Genomic DNA, 25,147 nt, shown 5'->3' with positions numbered 1-25,147 from the left:
TAAATATTACAATGATTAAACGAGTTGAAATTGCCGACAGAAGGTTTCCTTTGGCTACGGGCGCGGGCAGCGATGCGATCCATAAGGATCCCGTGTACTCCTATGCTGCAACAGGGTTGGTCGACGATAGTGGCATTCACGCTACTGGTCTGGCTTTCACCGTGGGTGCCGGAAACGAGCTGGTTGCGGAAGCAGCTAAATTTTATGCCGACACGCTAAAAGGGCGGGATATCGAAGAGCTGATGAGCGATTTTGGCAATTGGTTCAGAAACGCTTCTAACGAACAACAATTCCGCTGGCTGGGACCGCATAAAGGAGTTGTTCACCTGGGATTGGCCAGCGTGACCAATGCCTGTTACGATCTGTGGGCCAAAAAAAGAGGCGTCCCCCTGTGGAAATTGCTGACCGATCTGTCACCGGAAGCCATCGTCAATACGCTCGATTTGTCCTACCTGGAAAATGTGCTGACGAGAGAGCAGGCGATTGAAATATTAGAGGAACAGCAAGCCACACGCGGGGGGAGAGCCGGCATAACAGAAAGCGGGTACCCCGGGTACGATACTTCGGTAGGTTGGTTCAACTATGATGATGAAAAAGTAAGGAGCAACTGTAAAGCGGCTATCGAAGCGGGTTTCACGGCAATGAAATTGAAAGTAGGTTCCGCCGATCCCCAACGCGACATCCGCCGCGCGCATATTGTGCGGGAAACGGCCGGTGATGATACAAAGGTCATGCTGGACGCTAATCAGCAGTGGACTTTACCGCAGGCGATCAGTATCTGCCACGAGCTGAAAAAAATGAATCCTTATTGGGTGGAGGAGCCGACACATCCCGATGATGTTCTGGCCCACCGCACTTTGTCGGAAGCCATTGCGCCGGTTAAGCTGGCATTGGGCGAGCACGTGCCCAACCGGATCGTATTTAAGAACTACCTTCAGACGGGATGTGCAGGTTTTATCCAGGTAGACGCCGTGCGGGTGGGCGGAGTAAGCGAGTTTATTACCGTAAGCTTGTTGTGTAAAAAGTTCGGTGTTCCGGTGGTTCCGCATGTGGGCGACATGGGGCAATTGCACCAGCACCTGGTGTTGTTCAACCATATCGCTATGGGCCATGAAGCCCTGTTCTTAGAACACATTCCGCATTTAAAGAATTATTTTGTAAACCCAGTTAAGATAAAAGATGGTGTGTACGTTACGCCGCAGGAGGCCGGAAGCAGTTGTGATTTGAAAGAGGGATAATGACGGATAAAACGTGAAGCATAAACATCATATGGGAAGATCCTTCCATCGCGTATGTATTACTCATCACCAACCATCCAAATAAAAAAAATAACGATTGCATATGATTTCAGCGATTGATATTTTCATAACAATAGCCTACATTGTTTTTATAGTGACGATCGGGCTATGGTCAGGACGGAAAAAGAAAGGGCAGGTAGAAGCCACCACCAGCAATGAATATTTTCTGGCTGGCAAAACCCTGCGCTGGCCAATGATCGGGCTGGCCCTGTTTGCCACCAATATTTCCTGCATTCATCTCGTAAGCCTGGCGCAGAGTGGGTTTGATACAGGGCTGCTGTACGGTAATTTTGAATGGATGGCGGCCTTTACGCTGGTTTTGCTGGCGCTGTTTTTCATCCCGTTTTATATACGCTCCGGTGTGTCTACATTGCCGGACTTCCTGGAGCGGCGATATAATAAGGCCTGCCGTGACTGGCTCGCATTCGTTTCGATTATATCAGCCATTATCATCCACATAGCATTTTCGTTCCTGGCGGGCGGCATTGTGTTAGAAACGCTGTTTGGTATCAATATGTACGTAAGCGTCATCGCTATTGCTTTACTCACGGGTTTATATACGATCATTGGCGGATTAAAAGCGGTGGTGGTGACGGAAACCGTTCAAAGCGTGGTGCTGATCGCCGGTGCTCTTATCATTACCTGGTTTTCCTGGGACAAAGTGGGTGGTTGGACAGCGATGACCGATATCCTGGCACAGGAAGGTTCGATGGACAAAGTGAGTATGATGCGACCGGCAGGCGATAGCAGCGGCATGAGCTGGATGGCGGTCTTCCTCGGATACCCGGTGTTGGGTATCTGGTATTGGTGTGCCGATCAAACCATTGTCCAACGTGCGCTCGGCGCCAAAAACGAGAATCATGCGCGGGCAGGCGCGTTGTTTTGCGGATTCATAAAGATATTACCGGTATTCATTTTCGTCATGCCCGGACTGTTTGCATATGCCTTATATAAATCCGGTGGGTTGGATCTGAGCAGCTTGCCCACGATCCTGCACGACGGACATGAAGTGCCTGACTCTAAAGGCATCTATACATTGATGATTACCCAGCTCGTTCCTAAAGGACTGATCGGCATCCTCGTGGCGGCGTTGCTTTCCGGATTGATGAGCCAGATCGCCGGCGCGCTTAACTCCATCGGAACACTGGCAAGTTATGATCTATATAAACGGTTCAGACCTGATGTAACAGATAAAAAGCTGGTGGCTGCAGGCCGCTGGACAGCAGGCGTAGCGCTGATAGTATCGCTTGCTTTGCTCCCTTTGCTCAATCAATATGAGAGCTTGTTTGTAGGGATCAATGATGTGATTGCACATATTGCGCCACCCATTACCTGTGTTTTTCTGATGGGCGTTTTCTGGAAGAGAGCATCAGCAAAGTCTGCGCAGTATACGCTATGGTTGGGGTCACTATTGGGAGTGGCCGTGTTTATTGCCAGCAAGCTCGGCGGTACAGATTCTTTTATCGGATCAATACCTTTTATGATGATGGCGTTTTACCTGTTCTGTAGCTGTGTGCTCATGCAGGTGGCCTTTTCGATGATGTTTCCGGTGCAGCATACGGAAGAAAGCGGTAAGTTATACTGGAAGTCTTTTTGGGAGCCGTTGCGGGCAAAGGGTTGGAGTGGAATGGGCAATTACAAAGTGCTATCCTTTTTACTGATCGCCGTAATGGCTGTTTTGTATTGGGTATTCCGGTGATCGCCTGGAAAAGATCAGGTGCCATCTTCGATCAAAACGAGACAATATTTTTGCTTCATCGCTGGAGCGATCTTTTGACAAAAACAAATACTAAAAATTAACGCATGAAATTATTTCAACCGGTACTTACCTTGCTTTTGATCTGTTGCTGTTCGACTCTACACGCGCAATCGAAAGATAATGCCAAAGCGCTCGCTGACTTCATGGATGATCGTTTCGGAATGTTTATACACTGGGGGCCTGTAGCGCTTCGGGGAACAGAGATCGGGTGGAGCCGCGGCCGGCAGGTGTCAAAACAAGACTATGATCAGCTGTATAAAGAATTCAATCCTGTGCTTTTTGACGCCGACCAATGGGTAAAGGCAGCCAAAGACGCGGGCATGAAATACCTGACCATTACGGCGCGGCATCACGACGGATTTTGTTTGTGGCCCACGAAGTATACAGAATACAACATCATGAACACGCCTTATAAGAAAGATATTGTAGGTGCTTTAAACGAAGCCTGTAAAAAACAGGGGATCAGATTTTGTATTTACTATTCGGTGCTGGACTGGTATCATCCTGATTATCCTGTTCACTCACCGGACGAAGGAAACAATCCTGACCCGAAAGCCAACATGAGCCGGTATGTACAGTTCATGAAAAATCAATTGAAAGAATTGATCACCAGCTATGATCCATATATGTTGTGGTTTGACGGTCAATGGGAGAGCCCCTGGACCAATGAGATGGGCAAAGACATGTACAACTATTTACACCAGTTAAAGCCTTCCATTATAACCAACAACAGGCTGGGAAAAGAAATGGCAGGGGTCGATAACAAAAAAATTGACCACACGAAGATGGTGGGGGATTATGATACGCCGGAACAGGCCGTGGGAAAACTGAATATGGAAATGCCCTGGGAAAGCTGCTTCACGATCTGCCAGCAGTGGGCCTGGAAGCCAAACGATAAAATGAAGTCGCTGCAGGAAAGCCTTTCTATTCTTGGCAGGACGGCGGGCGGCAATGGTAACCTGTTATTAAATGTAGGCCCGATGATGGATGGCAGGATTGAGCAACGACAAGTGGACCGATTAAAAGAAATAGGCGACTGGCTGAAAATAAATGGCGAAGCGATCTATGAAACACTGGGCGGGCCTTATCAACCCGGTAACAGCTTTGCCACCACCAGGAAAGGAAACAAAATCTATGTAAATATATTGAACACAGACACCACGGCCGTTGCTTTAAAAAGGATTCCTGAAAGAACCGTTGTTAAATCTTATCGATTGAAGGGGCAAGCAGTAAACATTTTACAAACAAAAGATCATATGATCATTCCGGTTGCGAAATCTGAAACGCCTTATGTGGTAGTGCTGGAGTTAAATAAAACAGCCGAGACCATTCCGATTATTGAATGATGAAGGATTAAGGAATAGTTCAACGTGGTTGAATCGGGTCGGGCACTGTTAAACGAATATTCAACCACTTTTAAGATAAATAAAACGAAGATGAGTAAGCTATATTTTCTCTTGTTGCTTTCGGCCTTATTATCAGCCTGCGGTCCATCCGAATGTAAAAAAGATACAACCGGGGCAGCCGTTACATCAGCGGGCCATACGGATAGCGCTGTTCATGTAAAACGATATGCAAGCATTACCGGGTTGAAACCGGAAAAGCAGCAATACTACCGGGAGCTGCATGCCAGTGCCTGGCCCGCCGTGCTTCAAAAGATTAAGGAATGCAATATCCGTAACTATTCCATCTATCTGAGAGAGATTGAAGGAAAACCCTACCTGTTTAGCTACTTTGAATATACAGGTAAAGACTTTGAGGCTGATATGGCAAAGATGGCGGCTGATAGCGCTACACAGCGATGGTGGAAGGAAACCGATCCCTGTCAGCAGCCGCTGCCCGATGCGGCCGCGAAAGGGGAGATCTGGTCGGGTATGGAAGAAGTGTTTCATCTGGACTAGTAGCCAGACCAGGCCGGAGTCCATTGTGTTGGGTTCAAGGCTGAAGAAGGAAATGTTAAAGTGGCAAGATAATTGGATTTGTGTCCGTACAATCCTTCGAAAACTATGGACATTCGGATCACCTGGGTGCAGTTCAGCTCCCATTATGGCATGCATTACATGTCTAATACGCGGTGCAAGTACTGTATCTCGGTGAAGCATTACTCAGATATCGTGACAATATCCCGGAAGGTGGGTAAGCACTGGGAATTGGTATCTAACCATGTGAGCCTGGATGACGCCAAAAAACAGGTCCTGTTTATGATCGAAGTGCACGAGGTGCCGGTGATGGCCTAGCGCCTACACATTCGGAGCAATGACCATTGATCACCTTCTATGTACACGATTGTCCCGCGCTGAATACCGGCAGCACCGACTTTAGATACCCGACTCTGCTTATGATCCAGGGTAATCGTCGAAGGCTGAAGCCAAAAAATTTCCGCAGATACTCATTTTAATTTTCTTCATTGTATTTTTATCGGCATGCAAAATATGAAACAGAAACTAACGATCCTCTTTTTATTGATAACGACTGTGCTGTGCGCTCAGCAAAAGGTCAGTATTATTCCCATGCCCGTATCTCTAGAAATGGGGGACGGATATTTTACCATTGATGCAAATACGTCTCTTTCTTATCCGGCGGGTAACAAGGACCTGGCTTCGGCCGCCAGTTTCTTTAAGGCTCAGATCAAACGTCTTTCCGGTATCGATCTTCCCGAAAAGAACACCGGCGCCAAAAAGATCACACTAGGGATCAGCCGGGTGGCACAGGTTGGAAGTGAAGGATACCAGTTAAACGTGACCGCTTCCGGCGTCTCCATAAAAGCGAATAGCCACGCAGGTATTATATACGGTATGCAATCTCTTTTTCAAACCTTGCCTGCGATTCGCACGAACGCTCCTTTGAAAATTCCTGCAATGAAGATCGAGGATTATCCGAGATTCAAATGGCGTGGTATGCACCTTGATGTAAGCCGTCATTTTTTCGGGCCCGAGTTCATAAAGGAGTATATTGATTTGTTAGCTTCTTACAAGATGAATCGCTTCCACTGGCACCTGGTGGATGATCAGGGTTGGAGAATCGAAATTCAGAAATATCCCCAACTGACAGCTACCGGCGCCTGGCGTGTAGATCGGACGGCTGATGCATGGGGAGCCAGGAAGCCCGCCCAGCCTGGCGAAGCGGCTACTTACGGCGGCTATTACACCCAGGAGCAGGTGAAGGAGATTATTAAATATGCCGAGGCGCGCGCCGTTACCATTGTTCCGGAAATAGAAATGCCGGGGCATGTGGCTTCTGCCATCGCTTCGTACCCCTGGTTGCGATGTACGCAAGAGGCACAACTGCCACACACCGGTCCCAACAATCCGGGCGCATCATCCAACTATTGTGCGGGTAACGATTCTGTGTTTACGTTTTTAGAAAATGTTTTAACTGAGGTGATCGCCTTGTTTCCCTCGCCATACATTCATATCGGTGGGGATGAGGTGGATAAGAGGGATTGGAAAGCCTGTCCGCGATGCCAGGGAAGAATGAAAAAAGAAGGTCTGAAAAATGAAGAAGAGTTGCAGAGCTACTTCGTCAAAAGAATAGAAAAATTTATAGTAGGCAAAGGCCGGAAGATGATCGGCTGGGATGAGATACTGGAAGGCGGCCTGGCCCCGGAAGCGACCGTCATGAGCTGGCGGGGCGAAAAGGGCGGTATTGAGGCTGCCCGGATGAAGCATGACGTTGTAATGACGCCGGGTTATCCGCTTTACTTTGATCATTACCAGGCGGGGCCGGAAGGGGAACCTTTGGCTTTTGGAGGCATGAATACTTTAAAAAATGTATATGACTATGAGCCGATTTCGAAAGAATTAAGCGATGCTGATGCACCTTTCGTCCTGGGTGCGCAGGCTAATTTATGGACAGAGCATATCACCACTGTAGCAGGTGCCGAATATATGGTGCTGCCACGCATGGCAGCGCTGGCAGAAGCCGTTTGGTCGCCCCGGAACCGAAGAGACTGGAGCTCGTTCACCAGCAGGATCAAAACACATTTCCGATCGTATGAACAAAGAGGGCTGAATTACAGCGCAGGAAATTTTGCGGTAAAAATAAAACCGCTGTTCAAAGCCGGTCAATTATATGTGGAACTATCAAATGATATTCCCGACAGTAAAATCGTATATACCCTTGATGGTAGCGAACCCCTTGTCGGCAGCGAATCTTTTACCCGTCCGCTTCCGGTTAATACATCGCTGACACTTAAAGCCTCGACTGTTGTGAATGGGAGGGTGATGAACCTGCAGGCGTCCAGGCAAGATTTTATCCTGCATAAAGCGATTGGTAAGCAGGTCAACTATATCAACAGTCCATCTCCTGCGTATCCGGCCGACGGTCCGAACGCCCTCACGGATGGTATCAAAGGAACTACGACGGTAGGTAAATACTGGCACGGTTTTAACGGTAAAGATTTGATTGCGACAGTCGACTTAGGAAGGCTGGATACGATACGCCATATTTCATTAGGATGCTTGCAGGCTTACAGCAGTTGGATATTTCTACCACAATCGGTGACATTCGAAGTGTCGTCGGATGGTGATCACTTTACCGAAATCAAAACGGTAAAGAACCCGTTTGATATTCATGAAGGCTCTTTGCAATATGATTTTCAGGTTGCTATCCCTGGTAAGGTCGCGCGATACATCCGCGTAACTGCCAGGAACAACCAATGCCCTCCGGATCACCCCGGCGCAGGATCGCCGGGATGGATATTCGCCGATGAACTGGTGGTGCAATAGTTGCCCTTCTGGTTAAAGCTGTTTGTTTATAATTTTGATAAGGCTGTCCGGTAAGGGCGGCCTTTTTCATGTGTGTATAACACTGATGTGAATCAGTGAACAAGTATATAATGCCCTTGCCCATACGGAAAATTAAATTTTTATTAGTGTTTTATTATCGATTGATTAAATCATTGCTGCCTGGAAAAAAAATCATTGATGCCCGCTACTTTCGCCGCGCTTCAGCTAGAAGATCATTGACGCGTTCAATTACCCATCACATTCTGTGAGTATTCTTCAAATAAAAACTAAACCATGAAAGGAATTCTTTGTTTGTTGCTCTTTGTCGCATTCACTGCCGGTGCGCAAAACGAGCCTAAAAAAATCAATGGCAGTATTAAAGATGAGCAGTCGCTACCTGTAGCCGGAGCGACGGTCTTCAACATGGTAAGAAACGAATCTGCGTTAAGCACCAACGATGGTGCATTTACAATTGATGCTGCAGCGGGAGACTCTTTACTGATCACGATGATCGGTTACAAAGACTACACGTTGCTGGTAGGGGCTGGTACCAACTATCCCGTTGTATTGATTAAAAAGAACGAAGACATGGACGAGGTAGTTGTGGTGGGTTATGGTACCCAGCGGAAGGTCAATCTTACAGGCGCGGTAGCACAGGTGAGCGGTGAGGTCCTGGAAGACAGGCCCGTGGCCAATATCACTCAGGCCTTACAGGGCGCGGTACCCAACGTTAACATCACTTTCGGCGACGGGCGACCGGGCACGGAAGGGAATATCAACATCCGCGGTAACACGTCTATCAACGGCGGAGGCTCGCCGCTGATCCTGATCGATGGGGTGCCCGGCAATCTCAACAACGTCAATCCCAGGGACGTGGAAAATATTTCAGTTTTGAAAGATGCCGCTTCCGCTGCAATCTATGGCGCACGCGGATCCTTCGGTGTGATATTGGTCACTACCAAAAAAGCCAAGCGCGGAAAACTGAGCGTGAATTATTCCAACAACTTTGGATGGTCGGGATTGACAACGAGCACTGACTTTATCACAGACGGCTATACCTCGGCCATGCTGAACGATGAAGCTTTTCTTCGGGCAACAGGCAACACTTATACGCGTTATACAGAAGAGGATTACGAAGAATTGAAGAAACGGCAAACCGATAAATCTTTGCCGGACGTAGTGATCAGCAATCGCAATGGCCGCGACCAGTATGTGTATTACGGAAGCACGGATTGGTGGGATGTGATGTTTCGTGACTGGCAACCTTCGCGTGAACATAATATCAGCGTGAATGGCGGATCAGAAAAGATCGACTTCCTGATCTCCGGGCGGATGTATAGCAAAGACGGTGTGATGCAGATCAACCAGGACCGTTTCAACAGTTATAATTTCCGGGCGAAACTGAACGCTCGTATTACTGATAAGCTCGAACTGTTTACGAATACCTATTTCAATACCAATAAATATACTTACCCGGGCTGGGGCTATAACAGCAATTTCGTGTCCATCACCGTCCATGCGCTTCCTTCTTATGTGCCTGTAAACCCTGATGGGACGGCCACTTACCGGACAGAGCTTAACAACTATACGATCGGAGATGGTGTGTATGCAGACCTGCTCTACGGGAAGTCGAAAGGAGAAGAAAAAGAGTTTGAGCTGATCAATATGGTGGGCGCCACCTACAAGCCTTTTAAAGGAATGGAGATCAATGCTAACTATTCTTACACATTCAACCCAACGGCGACCATGCAGCGCCGGGTAGCTTCTCCATGGTCTATCTACCCGGGCGTGATCAGTTATGTAGGAAATGATTATCTGAATGAGTTTGTGAGTAACCGGCAGTATCACGCGCTCAACATCTATGGCAGTTATGCCAAAAGCTTCCGCGATCACAACTTCAAACTGATGTTGGGATATAACCAGGAGCTGCAGACCTTTAAGCAGATCACCGGTAGAAATACCGACCTGTTATCGGTGGACCTGAACGATTTCAATTTAGGTACCGGCCAGGCCACCCTCACCGGCGGCGCGAACGAATGGGCTTTGATGGGGTATTTCGCAAGGTTTAACTATGACTTCAACGGGAAATATCTTTTTGAATTCAATGGACGCTATGACGGATCGTCGAGGTTTCCGAAAGACAGTCGTTTCGGCTTTTTCCCTTCAGTATCGGCCGGATGGCGCGTGAGTGAAGAGAACTTCTGGCAGGGCATTAAGTCTACTGTAAACGAGTTCAAGCTCCGTGGGTCTTACGGCTCATTGGGCAACCAGCAGGAAGCCTCTATTTACGGTTACCTGCCCATTTTACGCCGGGGGACGCTTAGCTACATCTTTGATGGAGCTAGAGCCCAATACCTGGGAGTACCAGTGCCTTTATCTCCTGATCTTACCTGGGAGCGGGCGCAGTCAACTAACATTGGTATCGATCTCGGCTTGTTCAGGAACCGGCTGACAGTAACCTATGACTGGTATGTGCGCAATACATTAGACATGTTGATACCCGGCCGGACCCTGCCTTCAGTTTATGGAGAATCCTCGCCAAAAACCAACGCCGGTGACATGCAGACAAGGGGCTGGGAGCTGCAGGTAGGATGGAACGATACCCGCGACGTAGCCGGCAAGCCTTTTGGTTACAGTGTCAGCGTGGGACTGTCTGATTATAAAGCAAAGATCACCCGCTTCGACAATCCGCAGGGGTTGCTGAGTAACTACTACGTGGGACAGGAAGTAGGAGAGATTTGGGGTTACCGGATTGCGGGATACTTTAAGACCGATGCAGAAGCCGCTGAATATCAGAAAGTGGTTAACCAGGATTTTGTCAATAAACAAAGATTGTCCGCCCCCGGCGACTGGTCTAAACTACAGGCGGGTGATATTAAGTTCATTGATGTGAACGGAGACGGTATCGTCAACAATGGCAAAAACACATTGGAAGATCATGGCGACCTGGTGAAGCTCGGTAATCGTCAGCCGCGCTACACTTATGGCGCTAACCTGGGTGCCAACTGGAATGGATTCGACATCTCGGCATTTATTCAGGGGATCGGAAAGCAAAACTGGTACCCGGGCAACAATGCCGATAAGTTCTGGGGGCCCTATTCAAGACCTTATTATTCATTCATTCCTGAAGACTTTCCTGATAAGGTATGGAGCGAAGAAAATCCTGATGCTTACTTTCCTAAGCTAAGAGGTTATGTGGCGCTTAACGGCGGCGGGGAGCTGAATGTTATCAACGACAAGTATCTGCAGGATCTGGCGTATGTGCGGTTAAAGAATCTGACCATTGGTTATTCCCTGCCTGCAAACCTCTTATCACGCGCTAAGATCACCCGGTGCCGGATATACGTTAGTGGTGATAATATTTTCACCCGCACCAAACTGGAAACAGATTACATCGATCCTGAGCAGGCTGCTGCCGAAGCCAACGGACGGGTGTACCCTATCAGCAAAGTGTTCTCGTTTGGCCTTGATCTTTCTTTCTAAATCCTTAAACATTACATCATGAAGAAGCTAAATATTGTATGTGCTGTCATTGCCGCCTTCGCCCTTTTCAGTTCCTGTAAAAAAGGGTTCCTGGACCGTGATCCATTGGCCGATATCAATCCTGACCAGTTTTTCAGAACGGTTAAGGACCTCGAATTGTATACCAACTCTTTTTATAATGTGATGCCCAGTGCCGAAGGCATCTACAATGAAGATGACGACAACGTGGTCAAAACCAGTCTGAATGAATTGCAGACCGGCAACAGGGTAGTGCCCGTATCCGGCGGAGGATGGAACTGGTATCCGCTCCGGAACATCAATTACTTCCTGGCTAACTACAACAAGGTAGACATCCCCGGCGCTGCTCATTATGCGGGCGTTGCCAGACTGTTCCGTGCTATCTTTTATTTTGATAAAGTATCGTCGTTTGGAGATGTGCCCTGGTATAGTGGTGTGATCGATATCCAGGATTCGTCCTTGCTCAACAAGAAAAGAGATCCGCGGACATTGGTGATGGATAGCGTGTTGGCGGACCTGGATTATGCTATTGCCAATATGAATACCAATACCAGCGTGGAAAAAATGACCAAATGGACAGCGCTCGCTTATAAGTCGAGAATCTGTTTGTTTGAAGGCACATTCCGGAAGTACCATAAAGAATTCAACCTGCCGGACGCCAACAAGTTCTTAACCGAAGCCGCCGAAGCCGCGGAAGAGCTGATCGATAGCGACACGTACGGTATCTATACCAGTACGCCGGACAAGGCCTACCTCGAGCTGTTCTCGTCTATGAGCGCTATTGAGCGGGAGGTGATACTCACGCGCAGGTTCAGCAACGATCTGCAGATCTGGCATAACGTGAACTATTATACCATCACGGCTTCTTATGGTCGCCCCGGCCTGGAAAAAAAACTGGTGAACAGCTACCTTTTGAAAGATGGCACAAGGTTTACAGATCAGCCTGGCTATAACACCATCCCCTTTGTAGAGGAAGTGCAAAACCGCGATCCGCGTTTATCTCAGACGATCCGGACACCTGGTTACACAAGGATCGGAAGCACCACACCGTTACCTCCTGATTTTACAGGTACGGTGACAGGTTACCAGTTGGTGAAATTTGTGACGTCTACAGCGGAAGACTCCTACAACCGGTCGTACAACGATATGCCCATCATGCGTTATGCAGAAGTGTTGCTGAACTTTGCAGAAGCGAAAGCAGAGCTGGGAACGCTGACTCAGGCGGATATTGATAAATCTATTAAGTTGCTGCGCAACAGGGTGGCTATGCCCAACATGAACCTGGCGGCTGCTAATGCGGCGCCTGATGCGTACCTGGCAGGCCAGTATATCAATGTTACCGGCGCTAACAAAGGTGTCATCCTGGAAATTCGTCGGGAAAGAAGAATTGAGCTGGCAATGGAAAGTTTCCGCAGAAACGATCTCATGCGCTGGAAGGAAGGACATTTGTATACGGAGCAGTTTAAAGGAATGTACTTCGCCGGCGTGGGTCCTTATGATCTGGATGGGGATGGCGACACGGATGTATATATTTACGCCGGCACCAAGCCCACAGAGAAAGGTCCGCAATATTTGAAATTGGGAAGCGAGATCATCCTGGAAGGTAACACGAACGGAGGCCTGATACTGGTGAATCCGCAAATCTCCAAAAAGTTCAATGAATCCCGCGACTACCTGAATCCGATACCGGTTCAGGAGCTGCAGCTCAATCCTAATCTGGAGCAAAATCCAAATTGGTAAGCGCAAGGTCAATCAATATTAAGGAGAGGACGAGGTTACAACACCTGGTCCTTTTTTATTTTAGTAAAGGACGTTTCAACCGCAGAGGTGATCTTAGCACTTATCTTCGGTGCATATGCAGCGTCAAACTCGCCTCAATCATAAGTCATTCGATAACGAATTATAAGTTATGTAATTTCAAAAAAAAATCTATGTAATTTCAAGAAATATTTTATGTAATTTCAAAAATGATGTTATGTAATTTCAAAAAAAAAGTTATGTTATTCGAAAATGATCTATTTTTGTAATAGAAACAAAGCCTTATGGTTCAGAGAGATATCATTTCGGTTATAAAGATGTATATAAAAAAGTATCCGGTCATCGCCGTCACAGGTCCACGACAGTCCGGGAAAACGACTTTATTAAAAGACTTATTTAATGATTACCGCTATGTTTCTCTCGAAAATCCGGATATAAGGTCCTATGCGGCGTCCGATCCGAACGGCTTTTTAGATCAATATGATGATAAGGTGATTTTAGACGAAGTGCAGAGAGTGCCGGAACTTTTTTCCTATTTACAAAGCCGTGTTGATGCGGCTAATAAAATGGGGCAATATATTTTATCAGGTTCCCAGAATTTTCATCTGGCGGATAATATCACACAGAGCCTTTCCGGCAGGGTAGCGCTGTTTAAATTATTGCCATTTGATATGGATGAACTAAAAAGTGCGGGGTGGCTTGAAAATAACTTTGCCAGTGCCTGTGTAAAAGGTTTTTACCCTGCAATATTTGACCGGGATATTAAGCCTTCAGTTTTCTATAGCAACTACATTCAGACCTATGTAGAAAAAGATGTGACGACCTTGCTGAACATCCATGATATAAAAGCATTCAGGACTTTCATCGGGCTTTGTGCACATCAGTGCGGACAGCTGTTAAACCTCAGTGCTTTGGCCAATGATTGTAATATATCACAGCCTACAGCCAAAAGCTGGCTGTCTATTTTAGAGAGTAGTTATATCGTTTTTTTATTGCAACCCTATCACCAAAACTTTAATAAGCGCCTCATCAAAACTCCCAAGCTTTACTTTTATGATTCAGGGTTATTGTGTCACCTGCTTAAGATCAAAACGGCAAAGTCTGTAATGACAAACAGGCTCAAAGGAAATATATTCGAAAACATGGTGGTTGCTGAGTTCTTTAAGAAGAACAATCACCAATACCTGCATGAAGAGTTTTATTTCTGGCAGGATAGCAACGCCAATGAAGTTGATCTGCTTTCAACCACAGAAAACGGGTTTAATATTGTTGAGATCAAAGCTACTCAAACGATTACTTCCGATGTCTTTAAGAATCTTGATAAATTTGAAAAGATCGCGGGTCCGGGTGTTGTACATAAATCACTTGTCTATGGCGGAGCGACTAATCAAAGGCGAACGAAATACAGAGTAATGAGCTGGCAAAATATAAAGTTGTAAACGCTGGTACGCTTTTCTATTTTATTCTGTGTTTTTTCTGAGACAGTTTTCTCCGTGCGTCCGATTGTTTTTGATCACTTTAACGGCTGTTCTGCATTCAAACTATCTTTATAAACCACTGTTTATTTTTCATGGCGTACCTTTGCAGCTTATTTTCAAAAAAACTCTCATTTGAAAGCGAAAACTCTTAAAAAAGATAAGGTAAATATTATTACACTCGGCTGCAGCAAAAATATGGTGGACAGTGAGGTGCTGAGCGGGCAGCTGCGTGCCAATGATATCGACGTAGTGCACGAAAACGCCAAACGCGATCATAACATTGTGGTAGTCAACACCTGTGGATTTATCGATAAGGCTAAAGAGGAGAGCATCAACACGATCCTGGAACAGGTAGAATTAAAGAAAAGGGGACGCCTGGATAAGGTGTACGTGACAGGATGCCTCAGTGAGCGCTATAAAAATAACCTTGAAGACGAGATTCCGGAAGTAGACGCCTTCTTCGGAACGATGGAGCTGCCATTGATCTTAAAGCAATTTGAAGCAGATTATAAAACAGAGCTGGTAGGGGAGCGCTTGCTGGCGACGCCCAAGCATTATGCCTACCTGAAGATATCTGAAGGGTGTAACCGGACCTGTACTTTTTGCGCCATCCCGCTGATGCGCGGCAAGCACGTGAGCAAGCCTATTGACGAGCTGGTATTAGAAGCTGAAAAGCTGGTGCGTATGGGCGTAAAGGAAGTGATGCTGATCGCGCAGGAACTAACTTACTACGGTCTGGACATTTATAAAAAACGGATGCTGCCGGAACTCTTACACCGCCTGGCCGATGTAAAAGGGTTGGAGTGGATCCGCCTGCATTATGCTTATCCTACAAAGTTTCCCCTGGAAATATTGGATGTGATGCGCGAGCGCGATAACATTTGTAACTACCTGGATATCCCGCTGCAACACGCTTCTGACCGCATGCTTCAGGCAATGAAAAGGCAGATCACGCGGGCAGATATGAACGAGCTGATCGCTACCATTCGTGAGAAAGTGCCGGGCATTTGTCTGCGCACAACCCTGATTGCAGGATTTCCCGGCGAAACGCAGGAAGACATTGATGAGTTAAAAGCTTTCCTGGATCAACATCGTTTTGACAGGGTAGGTGTGTTTACTTATTCTCATGAAGAAAACACTGGCGCGTACCAGTTTGAAGATGATGTGCCGCAGGAAGAAAAGGAGCGTCGGGCACAGGAGATCATGGAATATCAACAGGAGATCTCCTACGAACTGAACCAGGAGAAGATCGGCAAAGTGTTTAAAACCATCATCGATAAAAAGGAAGCAGGTCGTTATATCGGGCGAACTGAATTTGACAGCGTGGAGGTAGACAACGAAGTGATCATCAGCAGCGATCAGAAGTTGAAGATCGGTGAGTTTTACAACGTTCGCATTGAAAAAGCCTACGATTATGATCTCGAAGGAGTGATCGTGTAGGTAAGGTAATGTAAATCGTTGAAAAACGGCATCGGCGAGCTTAATATCAATTGACCCAGAGTAGTAAAAGTGGGTGTCGATGCCGGCAAAAACTATCGAATCAAATTCCATCAAAAATACCGTCCTCGTGCCCTTTGAAATATCGTCATATTGAAAATCAGCTATTTAGGGGTTTTCGTTGTCATATTGTCACTCCTTTTAACATTTCCTAAAGAGACACCGGCCTACCTTTGCAGCCGTATTTTGCATGTAAGTAAAATAACGTTATTAAAGACGCGTACAAAATAAAATTTGTTTTTCCGCGTTTATTGTTTAACTAAAATATCTCACATGAAGAAATGGTTAGTTCTGTTTTTCGCTTTTGTATGTATCGCTAATGAGGGTTTTTCGCAAACCAGTTCGCAGAAAGCTTCTTATTATCACAGTAAATTTAACGGCCGCAAAACGGCTACCGGCGATATCTACAGGGACTATCTTTTAACCGCCGCTTCTAATATCTATAAATTAGGTACCCGCTTGCTGGTAACTAATAAAAGGACCGGAAAAAGCGTTCAGGTAGTGGTAAACGACAGAATGGCTCCGCATATTAAAGGAAGAGTAGATCTAAGCAAGTCTGCTTTCAATAAAATTGCGCAGGCCAGCAAAGGTTTGGTTCCCGTTGAAGTTAAAGTTTTGGAAGGGAAATCGGACGACAGTAATTCACTTTAAAAATTAGCAGCAAAAAGTTATAAAAAACCCCGCAATTTGCGGGGCTTTTTTATGTTTAAGCATTTTTGCCGATACAGTTCAGATCTTCAAAAGCTGTCTCCAGACGTTTTACAAAAGTCTCTTCACCTTTGCGCAACCATACGCGGGGATCGTAGTATTTTTTGTTGGGTTTGTCATCACCTTCAGGGTTGCCTAACTGACCTTGCAGGTAAGCTTCATTCTTTTTGTAATAATCGAACACACCTTCAGCAAATGCCCACTGCATATCTGTATCCAGGTTCATTTTGATAGCACCGTATCCGATCGCTTCACGGATCTGGCTTTGCTCAGAACCGCTACCACCGTGGAATACAAAGTATACAGGCTTCTTGCTGTCAGTCTTGAATTTTTCAGCGATGTATTTTTGGCTGTTGTCCAAAATCACCGGCGTTAATTGCACGTTTCCTGGTTTATACACACCGTGTACGTTACCGAACGCAGCTGCTACAGTGAACATGTTGCTCACTTCTTTCAGCTTTTCGTAAGCATAAGCTACTTCTTCAGGTTGCGTATATAATTTAGAGTTGTCTACATCTGTGTTGTCAACACCGTCTTCTTCACCACCGGTAACACCCAGTTCAATCTCGATGCTCATACCCAGTGGAGCCATACGTTTGAAGAACTCCACCGATGTTTCGATATTTTCTTCGATAGGCTCTTCACTCAGATCCAACATGTGCGAGCTGAATAAAGGCTGGCCTTTTTCTTTGTAGAATTTTTCTCCCTCATCGATCAGGGCGCTGATCCAGGGCAACCATTTTTTAGCGGCGTGGTCAGTATGCAATACCACGGGTACTCCGTAATATTTAGCTACTGTGTGCACGTGAAGGGCACCACTTACTGCACCATATATGTTGGCCTCAAGATTTTTATTAGGCATGCCTTTTCCGGCGAAAAACTGCGCACCACCGTTGCTGAACTGGATCATAACGGGAGAGTTCACTTTCGCAGCAGTTTCCAATACCGCGTTAACGCTATCCGTTCCCACCACGTTGACTGCTGGAAGGGCAAAATTATTGTCTTTAGCATCGTTGTAAAGAGCTTCAAGCTCCTTGCCGTGTAATACTCCGGCTGTGTACTTGCTCATTTTGTTCTTAATTGTTTTTAGTAATAGAATAATTCCTTTAAACAGGCTCGCTAAGATAATAATAATATGTGAGAAATACACGATGGCCCTGCCAGAACATTTTTTCGTCCCGGTAAATAGGCTATGGCATTGACCATAAAGAACCCATCAGCCTGTCAGCCAGACCGTTATTTCGTGTTAATTCCATCACAAAACGCATATATTACTTACCCGCCAGAACTGCATGTCCGAAGAGCACGGAAAAATCTTCGCACCAGATCAGCACATGGTTATTGGTGCTATAGTCGATCGAGCTGCTAAGCTCATAGAAAAAATTACCGGAAACCGCTTTGAGTTTTCCCACTTCCACAAAGGTACTGGTCGAAGTATTGGGAGACAGGTAGACACGCAGATCGGGCCCGTTATCCGTTTTAAAATTTTCGAAAGACAAAAGTTTTTTGCCGTTGTCATTGGTTACGACAGAGACTTTGCCCGTGGTGGTGTGCGCGTTGGATGTAAAATTGCCGCCGGCCGTAGTCATCGCGTTTTTATCAACCGGAAGTTTTTCGTTGGCGTGACCGGGTGTGTTCTTTTTGGTGCAGCTAAAACTAAGTAGAATAACAAATAACAGAAGTACGGATCTCATGTCTCATTTTTTTAAAGGGTGAAAGTTTGGTTTTACGCTCAGGTACGGTGGCCGGACGCTGAAGTCAGTGCAGAAGCGCGACCTGTGTCGTCCCGTATGTCGGGATATTGGCAAGCATTGCCTGTATAGCAGCTGCCTGCAGCAGCTGTGATGGCCACTTGTACGTATTATATACAATTTATAAGTACAAATGGTTCATTGAGAAAGGAAAAAGACAATTATATGACGGTTGTAGTGCTTGGCGGAGCCAAACTGGTGCGTTTCGCCAGGCTTCTTGTTTTTTCCTGTATCAGCTTCAGGTTGCCGCGCAACATATATTTCAGGTGCAGTTTTAAGATCTGTCCCATCGATTTACACCGGCTGAAAGCATGGGTATTAAAGTGGTCGTTCAGTTGCTGAATTAATAATTGCTGTTTTTCCACGGGCGCGATCGTATCGCGCGACATGATATCCAGCAACTCCATGAGGCGGAAACGGGTCACCGCTACGCGGTAGGCCATTGCCGACCGTTCTTCGGCTTTATACTGCTCAATAGACTCGAAGTTCAGATGTCCCAATACCGTTTTTACAAAAGCATTGTTCTCTTTAAAGAATTGGGGCATATACAACGGTTTACGGCCTTCATAAGATTGCTGGTCAAAATCGATGGCGCGGATCCGGTACTGGTAGCTTTCGATATCCGGTGTGGCAACCACCACGAAATTGTAAGACCGCATGTCTCCGAGCAACCGCACAAAACACCGCTCATTGAATTTTACGAATTCCTTGGCCAGCCGGGTTTTGTTCGTCTCGTCTTTGTTCAGGTAGTGCTCCAGGAAAACATCACCCGCGAGCCCCGGAATATGCTCCTCTACCAGCGTAGGCCCGTTGGTGTAAAAAGTGATCCGGTTAGGTGAAAGGAAATGTTCCAGTTCCAGGCCGTAAACCCTTGAGGCGTCGGTGATCTTGATATAATAGTGGTCGAAATTGGAGTTGAACTTATTGATGATCCGGATACGGAAAGGAAGCGAGTTTCCGAACGAGCAGTAATCAATGCGTGCCACGTCCAGCTGGTCGGCAAAGCTCATGTCGCCCTCCGTTCTGAGGATCGCGTAGATCTTGATCAGCCCTTCTTTCAGGTATTCCCAGTCGCGATTATCATAAATGGCTTTTTCCCAGTAGGTGCTGTTGCCATGTTCATCTTTGATGGGTACTGACCAGGTGAAATTCAGCAGGTCGCGGTGCGACACAGGCAGGCTCACTTCGCGCCCCTGTCTTACCAGGTACGCCGCCAGCTCTGTATTTACGGGGTACAGCAGTTTTTTTTTCGAAGGCTTGTTATTTAAAATATCCAGCTCGTTCATGCCGGCAAGTTATGAAATATTTATTGCGGGCGTTGCGGAGTCACGGGTGACAGCAGTGCAGCCCCGTCAATTACACGCCAAGGACGCAAAAATCGATATTAATTTGCTTGATCCCCCGATGTATCAAAGAGCATTATTCCTGTGGCAGCGGCACCGGCTTCGAAGCTTCACGCGCCCGCTTCAGGAGCAGGATTGCCAGGCGTCGTGCATCGCTAAAAAATATTAAAAAAATCCTGATGTAAATGTCGTTTAGTTATTTTAAACTATTATTTTGCCGGTATCAATGAGAAAGCTGGTTGAACGATTAAAAAGTACGAGCCTTGTTAAGAAACTGGTGCACTTCATCGTGGGTATTGCTACCTATCCGGGGATTGCCGTTGCCAATAAACTAAGGATAGAAGGGGCGGAGCATATCCGGAAGCTGCCTACTTCCAATGTATTGTTTGTGTGTAATCATCAGACTTATTTTTTAGACGTCATTACGCTGTTCCATATTTTTTCCGCGGTAAAATGGGGCAGAAAAAAGCGGCTGGGCATTCCCGTTTACATGCTCAATCCTTTCACCCGTGTCAACTATGTTGCGGCTGAACAAACGATGAAGAGCAGCTGGATGAGCAGGTTGTTTTTACTGGCCGGGGGGCTCACCGTGCGGCGTACCTGGAACGAAAACAGCAAGGAGCAGCGTGCGGGTCTCGATCCCAGCGATACGCGGAAGATAGAGCGTTCGTTAAAAAATAACTGGATCATTACTTTTCCACAGGGTACTACTACGCCCTATGCGCCGGCGAGAAAGGGGACGGCACTCATCATCAAGCATCACCGGCCGGTAGTCATTCCCGTGGTCATCAACGGATTTTCCAGGGCCTTTAATAAAACTGGTGTAACACTTCGAAAGAAAGGAACTTTGCTGACGGTGACCTTTAAAGCCCCTTTGGAAGTGGACTTCGATGCTTCACCACACGATATCACCGCGCAGATCATGGATGCAATCGAGCAAAGCAAAACCTTTATGCCTGAAGTGTTAAAGCACTAAGTCTGTAGAATCTTTAAACGGCTCTTACTTCACGAACCAACCGGATCGTTTCCATCGTTTCTTTTACGTCATGCACACGCAAAATAGCAGCACCCTGCTGAAGCCCGATGGTATGCAACACAGTTGTGCCGTTGAGGGCCTCATCTGCTGTAGTTCCCAAAGTACGATAGATCATCCCTTTCCTGCTGACGCCCAGTAACAGCGGGCATTCCAGGATCTTAAAGGCCGAAAGATTTTTGAGCAGCGTGAAGTTATGCGCGGCAGTTTTACCAAACCCGAAACCCGGATCAATGATGATGTCTTTAATGCCTTTTTCCCGGAGCAGGGCCGTCTTTTGGATGAAGAAGTCAAGCACTTCCCGGGTCACATTTTCATAGGTGGGCTGCTGTTGCATATCCTGGGGGGTGCCTTGCATATGCATCAATACATAAGGAACGCCGAGCGATGCCACCGTATCAATAAAGGTGGGATCCAATGTTCCCGCACTAATGTCATTAATGATGGAAGCTCCCGCAGCCACTGCCTCTACCGCAACGCGGCTGTAAAAAGTATCTACCGACAGAAGTATATCCGGGAACTGGCGGGCAATAGCTTCAATTGCCGGAACCACCCGCGCCAGCTCTGTAGCTTCCGGGATGCGCTCGCTGCGGGGCCTGGTGCTTTGTCCTCCGATATCCAGCACAGTAGCGCCATCACGGATCATGCGTTCGGCCGCCGCGATCCATTCGTCCTTTTCGTTGTACCTGCTGCTGGCATAAAAGGAATCGTCATTGACATTCAATATGCCCATTACAACGGGCTGATCGATGGTCCATAAACGTCCTTTGCAATTAAGTGTAAACATCAATTATTTGTTTGCTATTTTTGAAGGGTGAAGATAAGGTTAGTTTGCAAGTTGATAAATTTACAAAGTTGATGAGCAATAAACCCTGTTAATCTCCAGCCCGTCAAGGATCAGACTAATGGCGAAGAACAAATAGGAAGGTATGTTCGATAGTACAAGCGGGCCTGCCCGGATGTTTCAGGCGGGCGTGGCAATACCGATGAGTAAAGTCATTTGATAACAAAATATTTTATTATAATAAATCCTGGGTCAGACCATTTTTATGACGAAAACAAATGAACAGTATGATGCAGTTATTGATCACTGCAAGACGCTTTTTCTAAAGAAGAACAAAGATTATGGTACGGCCTGGCGGGTGCTGCGCACTATTTCGATCGTGGATCAGATCTACATCAAGGCGCAGCGTATCAGGACGATCCAGGAGAAAAAGCAGCAGATGATCGCAGATGATATTATGGGAGAGTTTAAAGGTATTATCAATTATTCCGTGATCGGTCTTATTCAACTGGGCCTGTCGGACGATGCGCCCTGGGATCTGCCTGCAGAGGAAGTGACCGCCCTTTATGAAAAACATATCAGGGACACAAAGGAGCTTATGGGCAGCAAAAATCATGATTATGGTGAAGCCTGGCGTAGTATGAGCCAGGAAGGACTGACAGATTTGATCCTGATGAAATTGTTCCGTATCCGCCAGATCCTGAACAACGACGGGAAGACGCTGGTGAGCGAAGGTATTGACGCGAATTATCATGATATGATCAACTATGCGGTGTTTGCGCTGATATTGGACAGCGAAAAAGATCAGGCAGCCCAATGATCTAAGAAGATCTATGGATGCTATAGCATTCTTTGCCACCCATTGAATTAAATAAATAAGAGACGGATGAAAATACTGATCAACATCGCCAGAGTTATAGTAGGCATTCTTTTTATCTTTTCCGGCCTGGTCAAAGCGAACGACCCGGTAGGGCTGAGCTATAAAATGCAGGAGTTCTTTTTAGTGTGGGGCATGAGTTCGCTGGATGGCATTGCTTTAACCCTCTCTGTACTGATGATTGCTTTTGAGATCATCGCCGGAGCCGCGCTTTTGCTGGGCTGGCGGATCAGGACGATCGCCTGGCTGCTATTATTGCTAATTGTCTTTTTTACTTTCCTCACGGGTTATGCTTATCTGTCGGGCAAGTTCAAAAACTGTGGTTGTTTCGGAGATTGTATACCCATAACGTCGAAAACCTCCTTTATAAAAGATATCATTTTGCTGGTGCTGATCCTGCTGATATTCTTCAACACAAAATACATCAGGCCCCTGTTCTCCAAAATGATGACTTCCGTATTGCTGCTGCTGGTAACGGTATTCAGCTTTGCATCGCAATGGTATACGCTAAAGTACCTGCCTGTGGCGGATTGTCTGCCTTTCAAAACAGGTAATAATATTCCACAGCAAATGATGATGCCTGCGAATGCTATTCCGGATAGCACGATCATCACGTTTGTGTATAAAAAAGACGGGAAGAATGTTGAGTTTACTGCCGAGACTTTTCCGGAAGACTTTAATGACAGTACTTATGAGTTTGTGAACCGGTATGATAAGATCATCCGGCCGGGGGTGAACAATGAACCGCCGATCAAGGCATTCGGACTTACTGATATGCAGGGGAACGATCTGACGCAGGACATACTCGGAATGAAAACTGTCGTATTGCTATTTGCAGAAGATGCAGATACGCCCGTAGCTAAATGGCAGGAAGACTTTGCAGAAATTGTTACCGGTGCGCAGGAAAAAAATATTCCGGTTTATATCGTTACCAGTGCCGCTTCCGCCGTGAAGCAGGCCATCAAAGATACGCCGTTCAGCAACGTGAGCCTGTTGAATGGTGATAATACCATGATCAGGACCGCCGCGCGCACGAATCCCACCGTATACGTGCTGCACGAAGGAACCATTGCCGGTAAGTGGAGTTATAAGAATTTTGATGAGATCGAATTTTAAAGACGTAGGTCGGAAGTCAGATGTCCGAAGTCCGAGGCGTAATGGAACATTTCCATCTAACTTTTCACCCTTACATCTCCAGCTCGCATCTTCTGACATCCGACCTCCGTCTTCGGACATTTAACCCAACATGTTTCAATACATCGCAAATAAAATCTTTTACAGCATTCTTGTCTTAGCAGGGGTGGTGGTGTTAGTGTTCTTTTTGTTCCAGGGGTTTGGCGATCCTTCCAGGCTGGTTATGGGACAAACAGGCGATGCGAAGACCCGTGAAAATATCCGCAAAGAACTTTATCTTGATCAGCCCAAATGGAAGCAGTTTGTTTTGTATGTAAATGATGTATCGCCGATAGCCATTCATTCCAAAGAAGACATTTCGGACAAGCAGTTGAAAGGAATATTTATCGGCGGTGATACGAAATTTGCTTTGAAAGTGCCTTATTTGAGAAAATCTTACCAGAGCAAACGGGAAGTGGGAAGTATTTTAATGCAGGCTTTGCCAGGGACCCTGATGCTGACCGTGGCTGCGATGTTTCTGGCGGTGATCATTGGGATACCGCTAGGCGTGATAGCGGCCGTGAAACAAAACACCTGGCTGGATACTACCGCTATTTTCTCCAGTATTGTCGGCATCTCAGCGCCTTCCTTTTTTATGGGCATTATCATCGCCTATATTTTGGGGTTTGTTCTGACGGATTACACCGGGCTGCAGATCAGCGGTAACTGGTTCGATATTGATGAAGTAACCGGCGAAAGGATATTCAGTTTTAAAAACCTGATACTGCCGGCTATCACGCTGGGCATCCGACCGTTGGCGATCATCACCCAATTGACACGAAGCGCCATGCTGGATGTGCTCGACCAGGATTACATACGTACCGCTTATGCCAAGGGCTTGAGCAAGCGAACCGTCATCTGGCGACATGCTTTAAAGAATGCCTTGAACCCGGTTATTACCGCTATCACAGGTTGGTTTGCCGAGTTGCTGGCAGGCGCCTTTTTCGTAGAGTATATTTTTGGATGGCAGGGCATCGGGAAGGTTACTGTAGATGCGCTGGAAAAGCTGGATTACCCGGTGGTCATGGGATCCGTGTTGGTGTCGGCTACCTTTTTTGTATTCATGAACATAATCGCCGATGTTCTGTATGGTGTCTTTGATCCGAGGGTCCGGAAATAATGGAAGCCGGGTCTATTGCCTATGGACAATGGACCATGGACTACTTCACAATCACATCCTTAATCACTTTGCTGCCTAACGCTTCGTTGACCCTTTCCACAATTTTTTCCTTTTGATAGATCAGTTCGTGTTTCAGCGGGGCCACGGTGGTGTACACAAATAACTTATCACCGATGATATGCAGTTTGTCTGTGTATCGCGCAACCGTTTTGCCCATGATCCTTTCCCAGGCCGCATCAATTTCCAGCGCCTGTATATCTCCGCGGATACGACTCTTTTTCAAAAATTCCTGTAATGCTTCTCCAATTGAATACTGCGCCATAATTTGTTATTGTAGTCA

The 25,147-nt window shown here is 46.5% G+C and carries 20 protein-coding genes; 15 read left to right on the top strand and 5 right to left on the bottom strand.

All coding sequences use genetic code 11. The features are described 5' to 3' along the window. Positions 1–11: 11 nt before the first annotated feature. The 11 genes from ACU37H_RS03095 to ACU37H_RS03045 all read left to right on the top strand — a co-directional run bounded on the left by ACU37H_RS03095 (position 12) and on the right by ACU37H_RS03045 (position 16,669). Complete coding sequence (locus ACU37H_RS03095) at positions 12–1,238, top strand: enolase C-terminal domain-like protein (RefSeq protein ID WP_472702898.1); 1,227 nt, start codon at positions 12–14, stop codon at positions 1,236–1,238. A 103-nt stretch (positions 1,239–1,341) separates the two neighbouring features. Continuing rightward, positions 1,342–2,997 (top strand): sodium:solute symporter, encoded by a 1,656-nt coding sequence (locus tag ACU37H_RS03090; protein WP_472702897.1) that lies wholly within the window; start codon positions 1,342–1,344, stop codon positions 2,995–2,997. 104 nt (positions 2,998–3,101) lie between these two features. After that, positions 3,102–4,403 carry an alpha-L-fucosidase gene (locus ACU37H_RS03085; RefSeq protein ID WP_472702896.1) on the top strand — a complete coding sequence of 434 codons (1,302 nt, stop codon included), beginning with the start codon at positions 3,102–3,104 and terminating at the stop codon, positions 4,401–4,403. 90 nt (positions 4,404–4,493) lie between these two features. Further along, positions 4,494–4,958, top strand: a complete 465-nt coding sequence (locus tag ACU37H_RS03080; RefSeq protein ID WP_472702895.1) for an L-rhamnose mutarotase — start codon at positions 4,494–4,496, stop codon at positions 4,956–4,958. Positions 4,959–5,063: 105 nt separating this feature from the next. Further along, positions 5,064–5,294: a hypothetical protein gene (locus ACU37H_RS03075; RefSeq protein ID WP_472702894.1), complete on the top strand. Its 231-nt coding sequence runs from the start codon at positions 5,064–5,066 to the stop codon at positions 5,292–5,294. A gap of 195 nt (positions 5,295–5,489) precedes the next feature. Beyond that, complete coding sequence (locus tag ACU37H_RS03070; protein WP_472702893.1) at positions 5,490–7,784, top strand: glycoside hydrolase family 20 protein; 2,295 nt, start codon at positions 5,490–5,492, stop codon at positions 7,782–7,784. Positions 7,785–8,078: 294 nt separating this feature from the next. Further along, the gene (locus ACU37H_RS03065) at positions 8,079–11,267 is read left to right on the top strand and encodes a SusC/RagA family TonB-linked outer membrane protein (RefSeq protein ID WP_472702892.1); all 3,189 of its coding nucleotides are present in this window, start codon (positions 8,079–8,081) and stop codon (positions 11,265–11,267) included. A gap of 18 nt (positions 11,268–11,285) precedes the next feature. Then, positions 11,286–13,025 carry a RagB/SusD family nutrient uptake outer membrane protein gene (locus ACU37H_RS03060; protein ID WP_472702891.1) on the top strand — a complete coding sequence of 580 codons (1,740 nt, stop codon included), beginning with the start codon at positions 11,286–11,288 and terminating at the stop codon, positions 13,023–13,025. 302 nt (positions 13,026–13,327) lie between these two features. After that, a complete protein-coding gene (locus ACU37H_RS03055; RefSeq protein ID WP_472702890.1) occupies positions 13,328–14,482 on the top strand; it encodes an ATP-binding protein in 1,155 nt (384 codons plus the stop codon). Positions 14,483–14,653: 171 nt separating this feature from the next. Further along, positions 14,654–15,961 carry a 30S ribosomal protein S12 methylthiotransferase RimO gene (gene rimO, locus ACU37H_RS03050; protein ID WP_472702889.1) on the top strand — a complete coding sequence of 436 codons (1,308 nt, stop codon included), beginning with the start codon at positions 14,654–14,656 and terminating at the stop codon, positions 15,959–15,961. A 330-nt stretch (positions 15,962–16,291) separates the two neighbouring features. After that, positions 16,292–16,669 (top strand): septal ring lytic transglycosylase RlpA family protein, encoded by a 378-nt coding sequence (locus tag ACU37H_RS03045; protein ID WP_472702888.1) that lies wholly within the window; start codon positions 16,292–16,294, stop codon positions 16,667–16,669. Positions 16,670–16,724: 55 nt separating this feature from the next. Here ACU37H_RS03045 and fbaA read toward each other — a convergent pair whose 3' ends face one another. From fbaA to ACU37H_RS03030, 3 genes are all read right to left on the bottom strand, one after another. Further along, positions 16,725–17,795, bottom strand: coding sequence for a class II fructose-bisphosphate aldolase (fbaA, locus tag ACU37H_RS03040; protein WP_472702887.1), 1,071 nt, complete (start codon positions 17,793–17,795; stop codon positions 16,725–16,727). Positions 17,796–17,997: 202 nt separating this feature from the next. Further along, positions 17,998–18,420 (bottom strand): DM13 domain-containing protein, encoded by a 423-nt coding sequence (locus ACU37H_RS03035; RefSeq protein WP_472702886.1) that lies wholly within the window; start codon positions 18,418–18,420, stop codon positions 17,998–18,000. A gap of 218 nt (positions 18,421–18,638) precedes the next feature. After that, the gene (locus tag ACU37H_RS03030; RefSeq protein ID WP_472702885.1) at positions 18,639–19,763 is read right to left on the bottom strand and encodes a hypothetical protein; all 1,125 of its coding nucleotides are present in this window, start codon (positions 19,761–19,763) and stop codon (positions 18,639–18,641) included. A 283-nt stretch (positions 19,764–20,046) separates the two neighbouring features. On the opposite strand from ACU37H_RS03030, the gene ACU37H_RS03025 reads away from it, so the two are divergent. Then, on the top strand, positions 20,047–20,796 hold the full coding sequence (locus tag ACU37H_RS03025) for a lysophospholipid acyltransferase family protein (protein WP_472702884.1): 750 nt from the start codon (positions 20,047–20,049) through the stop codon (positions 20,794–20,796). 13 nt (positions 20,797–20,809) lie between these two features. On the opposite strand, the gene folP is transcribed toward ACU37H_RS03025, so the two are convergent. Then, entirely contained in the window at positions 20,810–21,640 is an 831-nt protein-coding gene (gene folP / locus ACU37H_RS03020) for a dihydropteroate synthase (RefSeq protein ID WP_472702883.1), read from the bottom strand. A 262-nt stretch (positions 21,641–21,902) separates the two neighbouring features. On the opposite strand from folP, the gene ACU37H_RS03015 reads away from it, so the two are divergent. From ACU37H_RS03015 to ACU37H_RS03005, 3 genes are all read left to right on the top strand, one after another. After that, positions 21,903–22,457 (top strand): DUF1599 domain-containing protein, encoded by a 555-nt coding sequence (locus ACU37H_RS03015; RefSeq protein WP_472702882.1) that lies wholly within the window; start codon positions 21,903–21,905, stop codon positions 22,455–22,457. Positions 22,458–22,523: 66 nt separating this feature from the next. Beyond that, a complete protein-coding gene (locus ACU37H_RS03010; protein ID WP_472702881.1) occupies positions 22,524–23,630 on the top strand; it encodes a BT_3928 family protein in 1,107 nt (368 codons plus the stop codon). Positions 23,631–23,760: 130 nt separating this feature from the next. Next, a complete protein-coding gene (locus tag ACU37H_RS03005) occupies positions 23,761–24,807 on the top strand; it encodes an ABC transporter permease (RefSeq protein WP_472702880.1) in 1,047 nt (348 codons plus the stop codon). Between the two features lie 40 nt (positions 24,808–24,847). Here ACU37H_RS03005 and ACU37H_RS03000 read toward each other — a convergent pair whose 3' ends face one another. Next, positions 24,848–25,129 carry a DciA family protein gene (locus ACU37H_RS03000; RefSeq protein ID WP_472702879.1) on the bottom strand — a complete coding sequence of 94 codons (282 nt, stop codon included), beginning with the start codon at positions 25,127–25,129 and terminating at the stop codon, positions 24,848–24,850. Between the last annotated feature and the right edge of the window lie 18 nt (positions 25,130–25,147).

Source organism: Niabella sp. ZPM-14 (assembly GCF_055693045.2).
The sequence above is the reverse complement of the archived record's forward strand: the minus strand, read 5'-3'. Positions and strand labels throughout refer to the sequence as shown.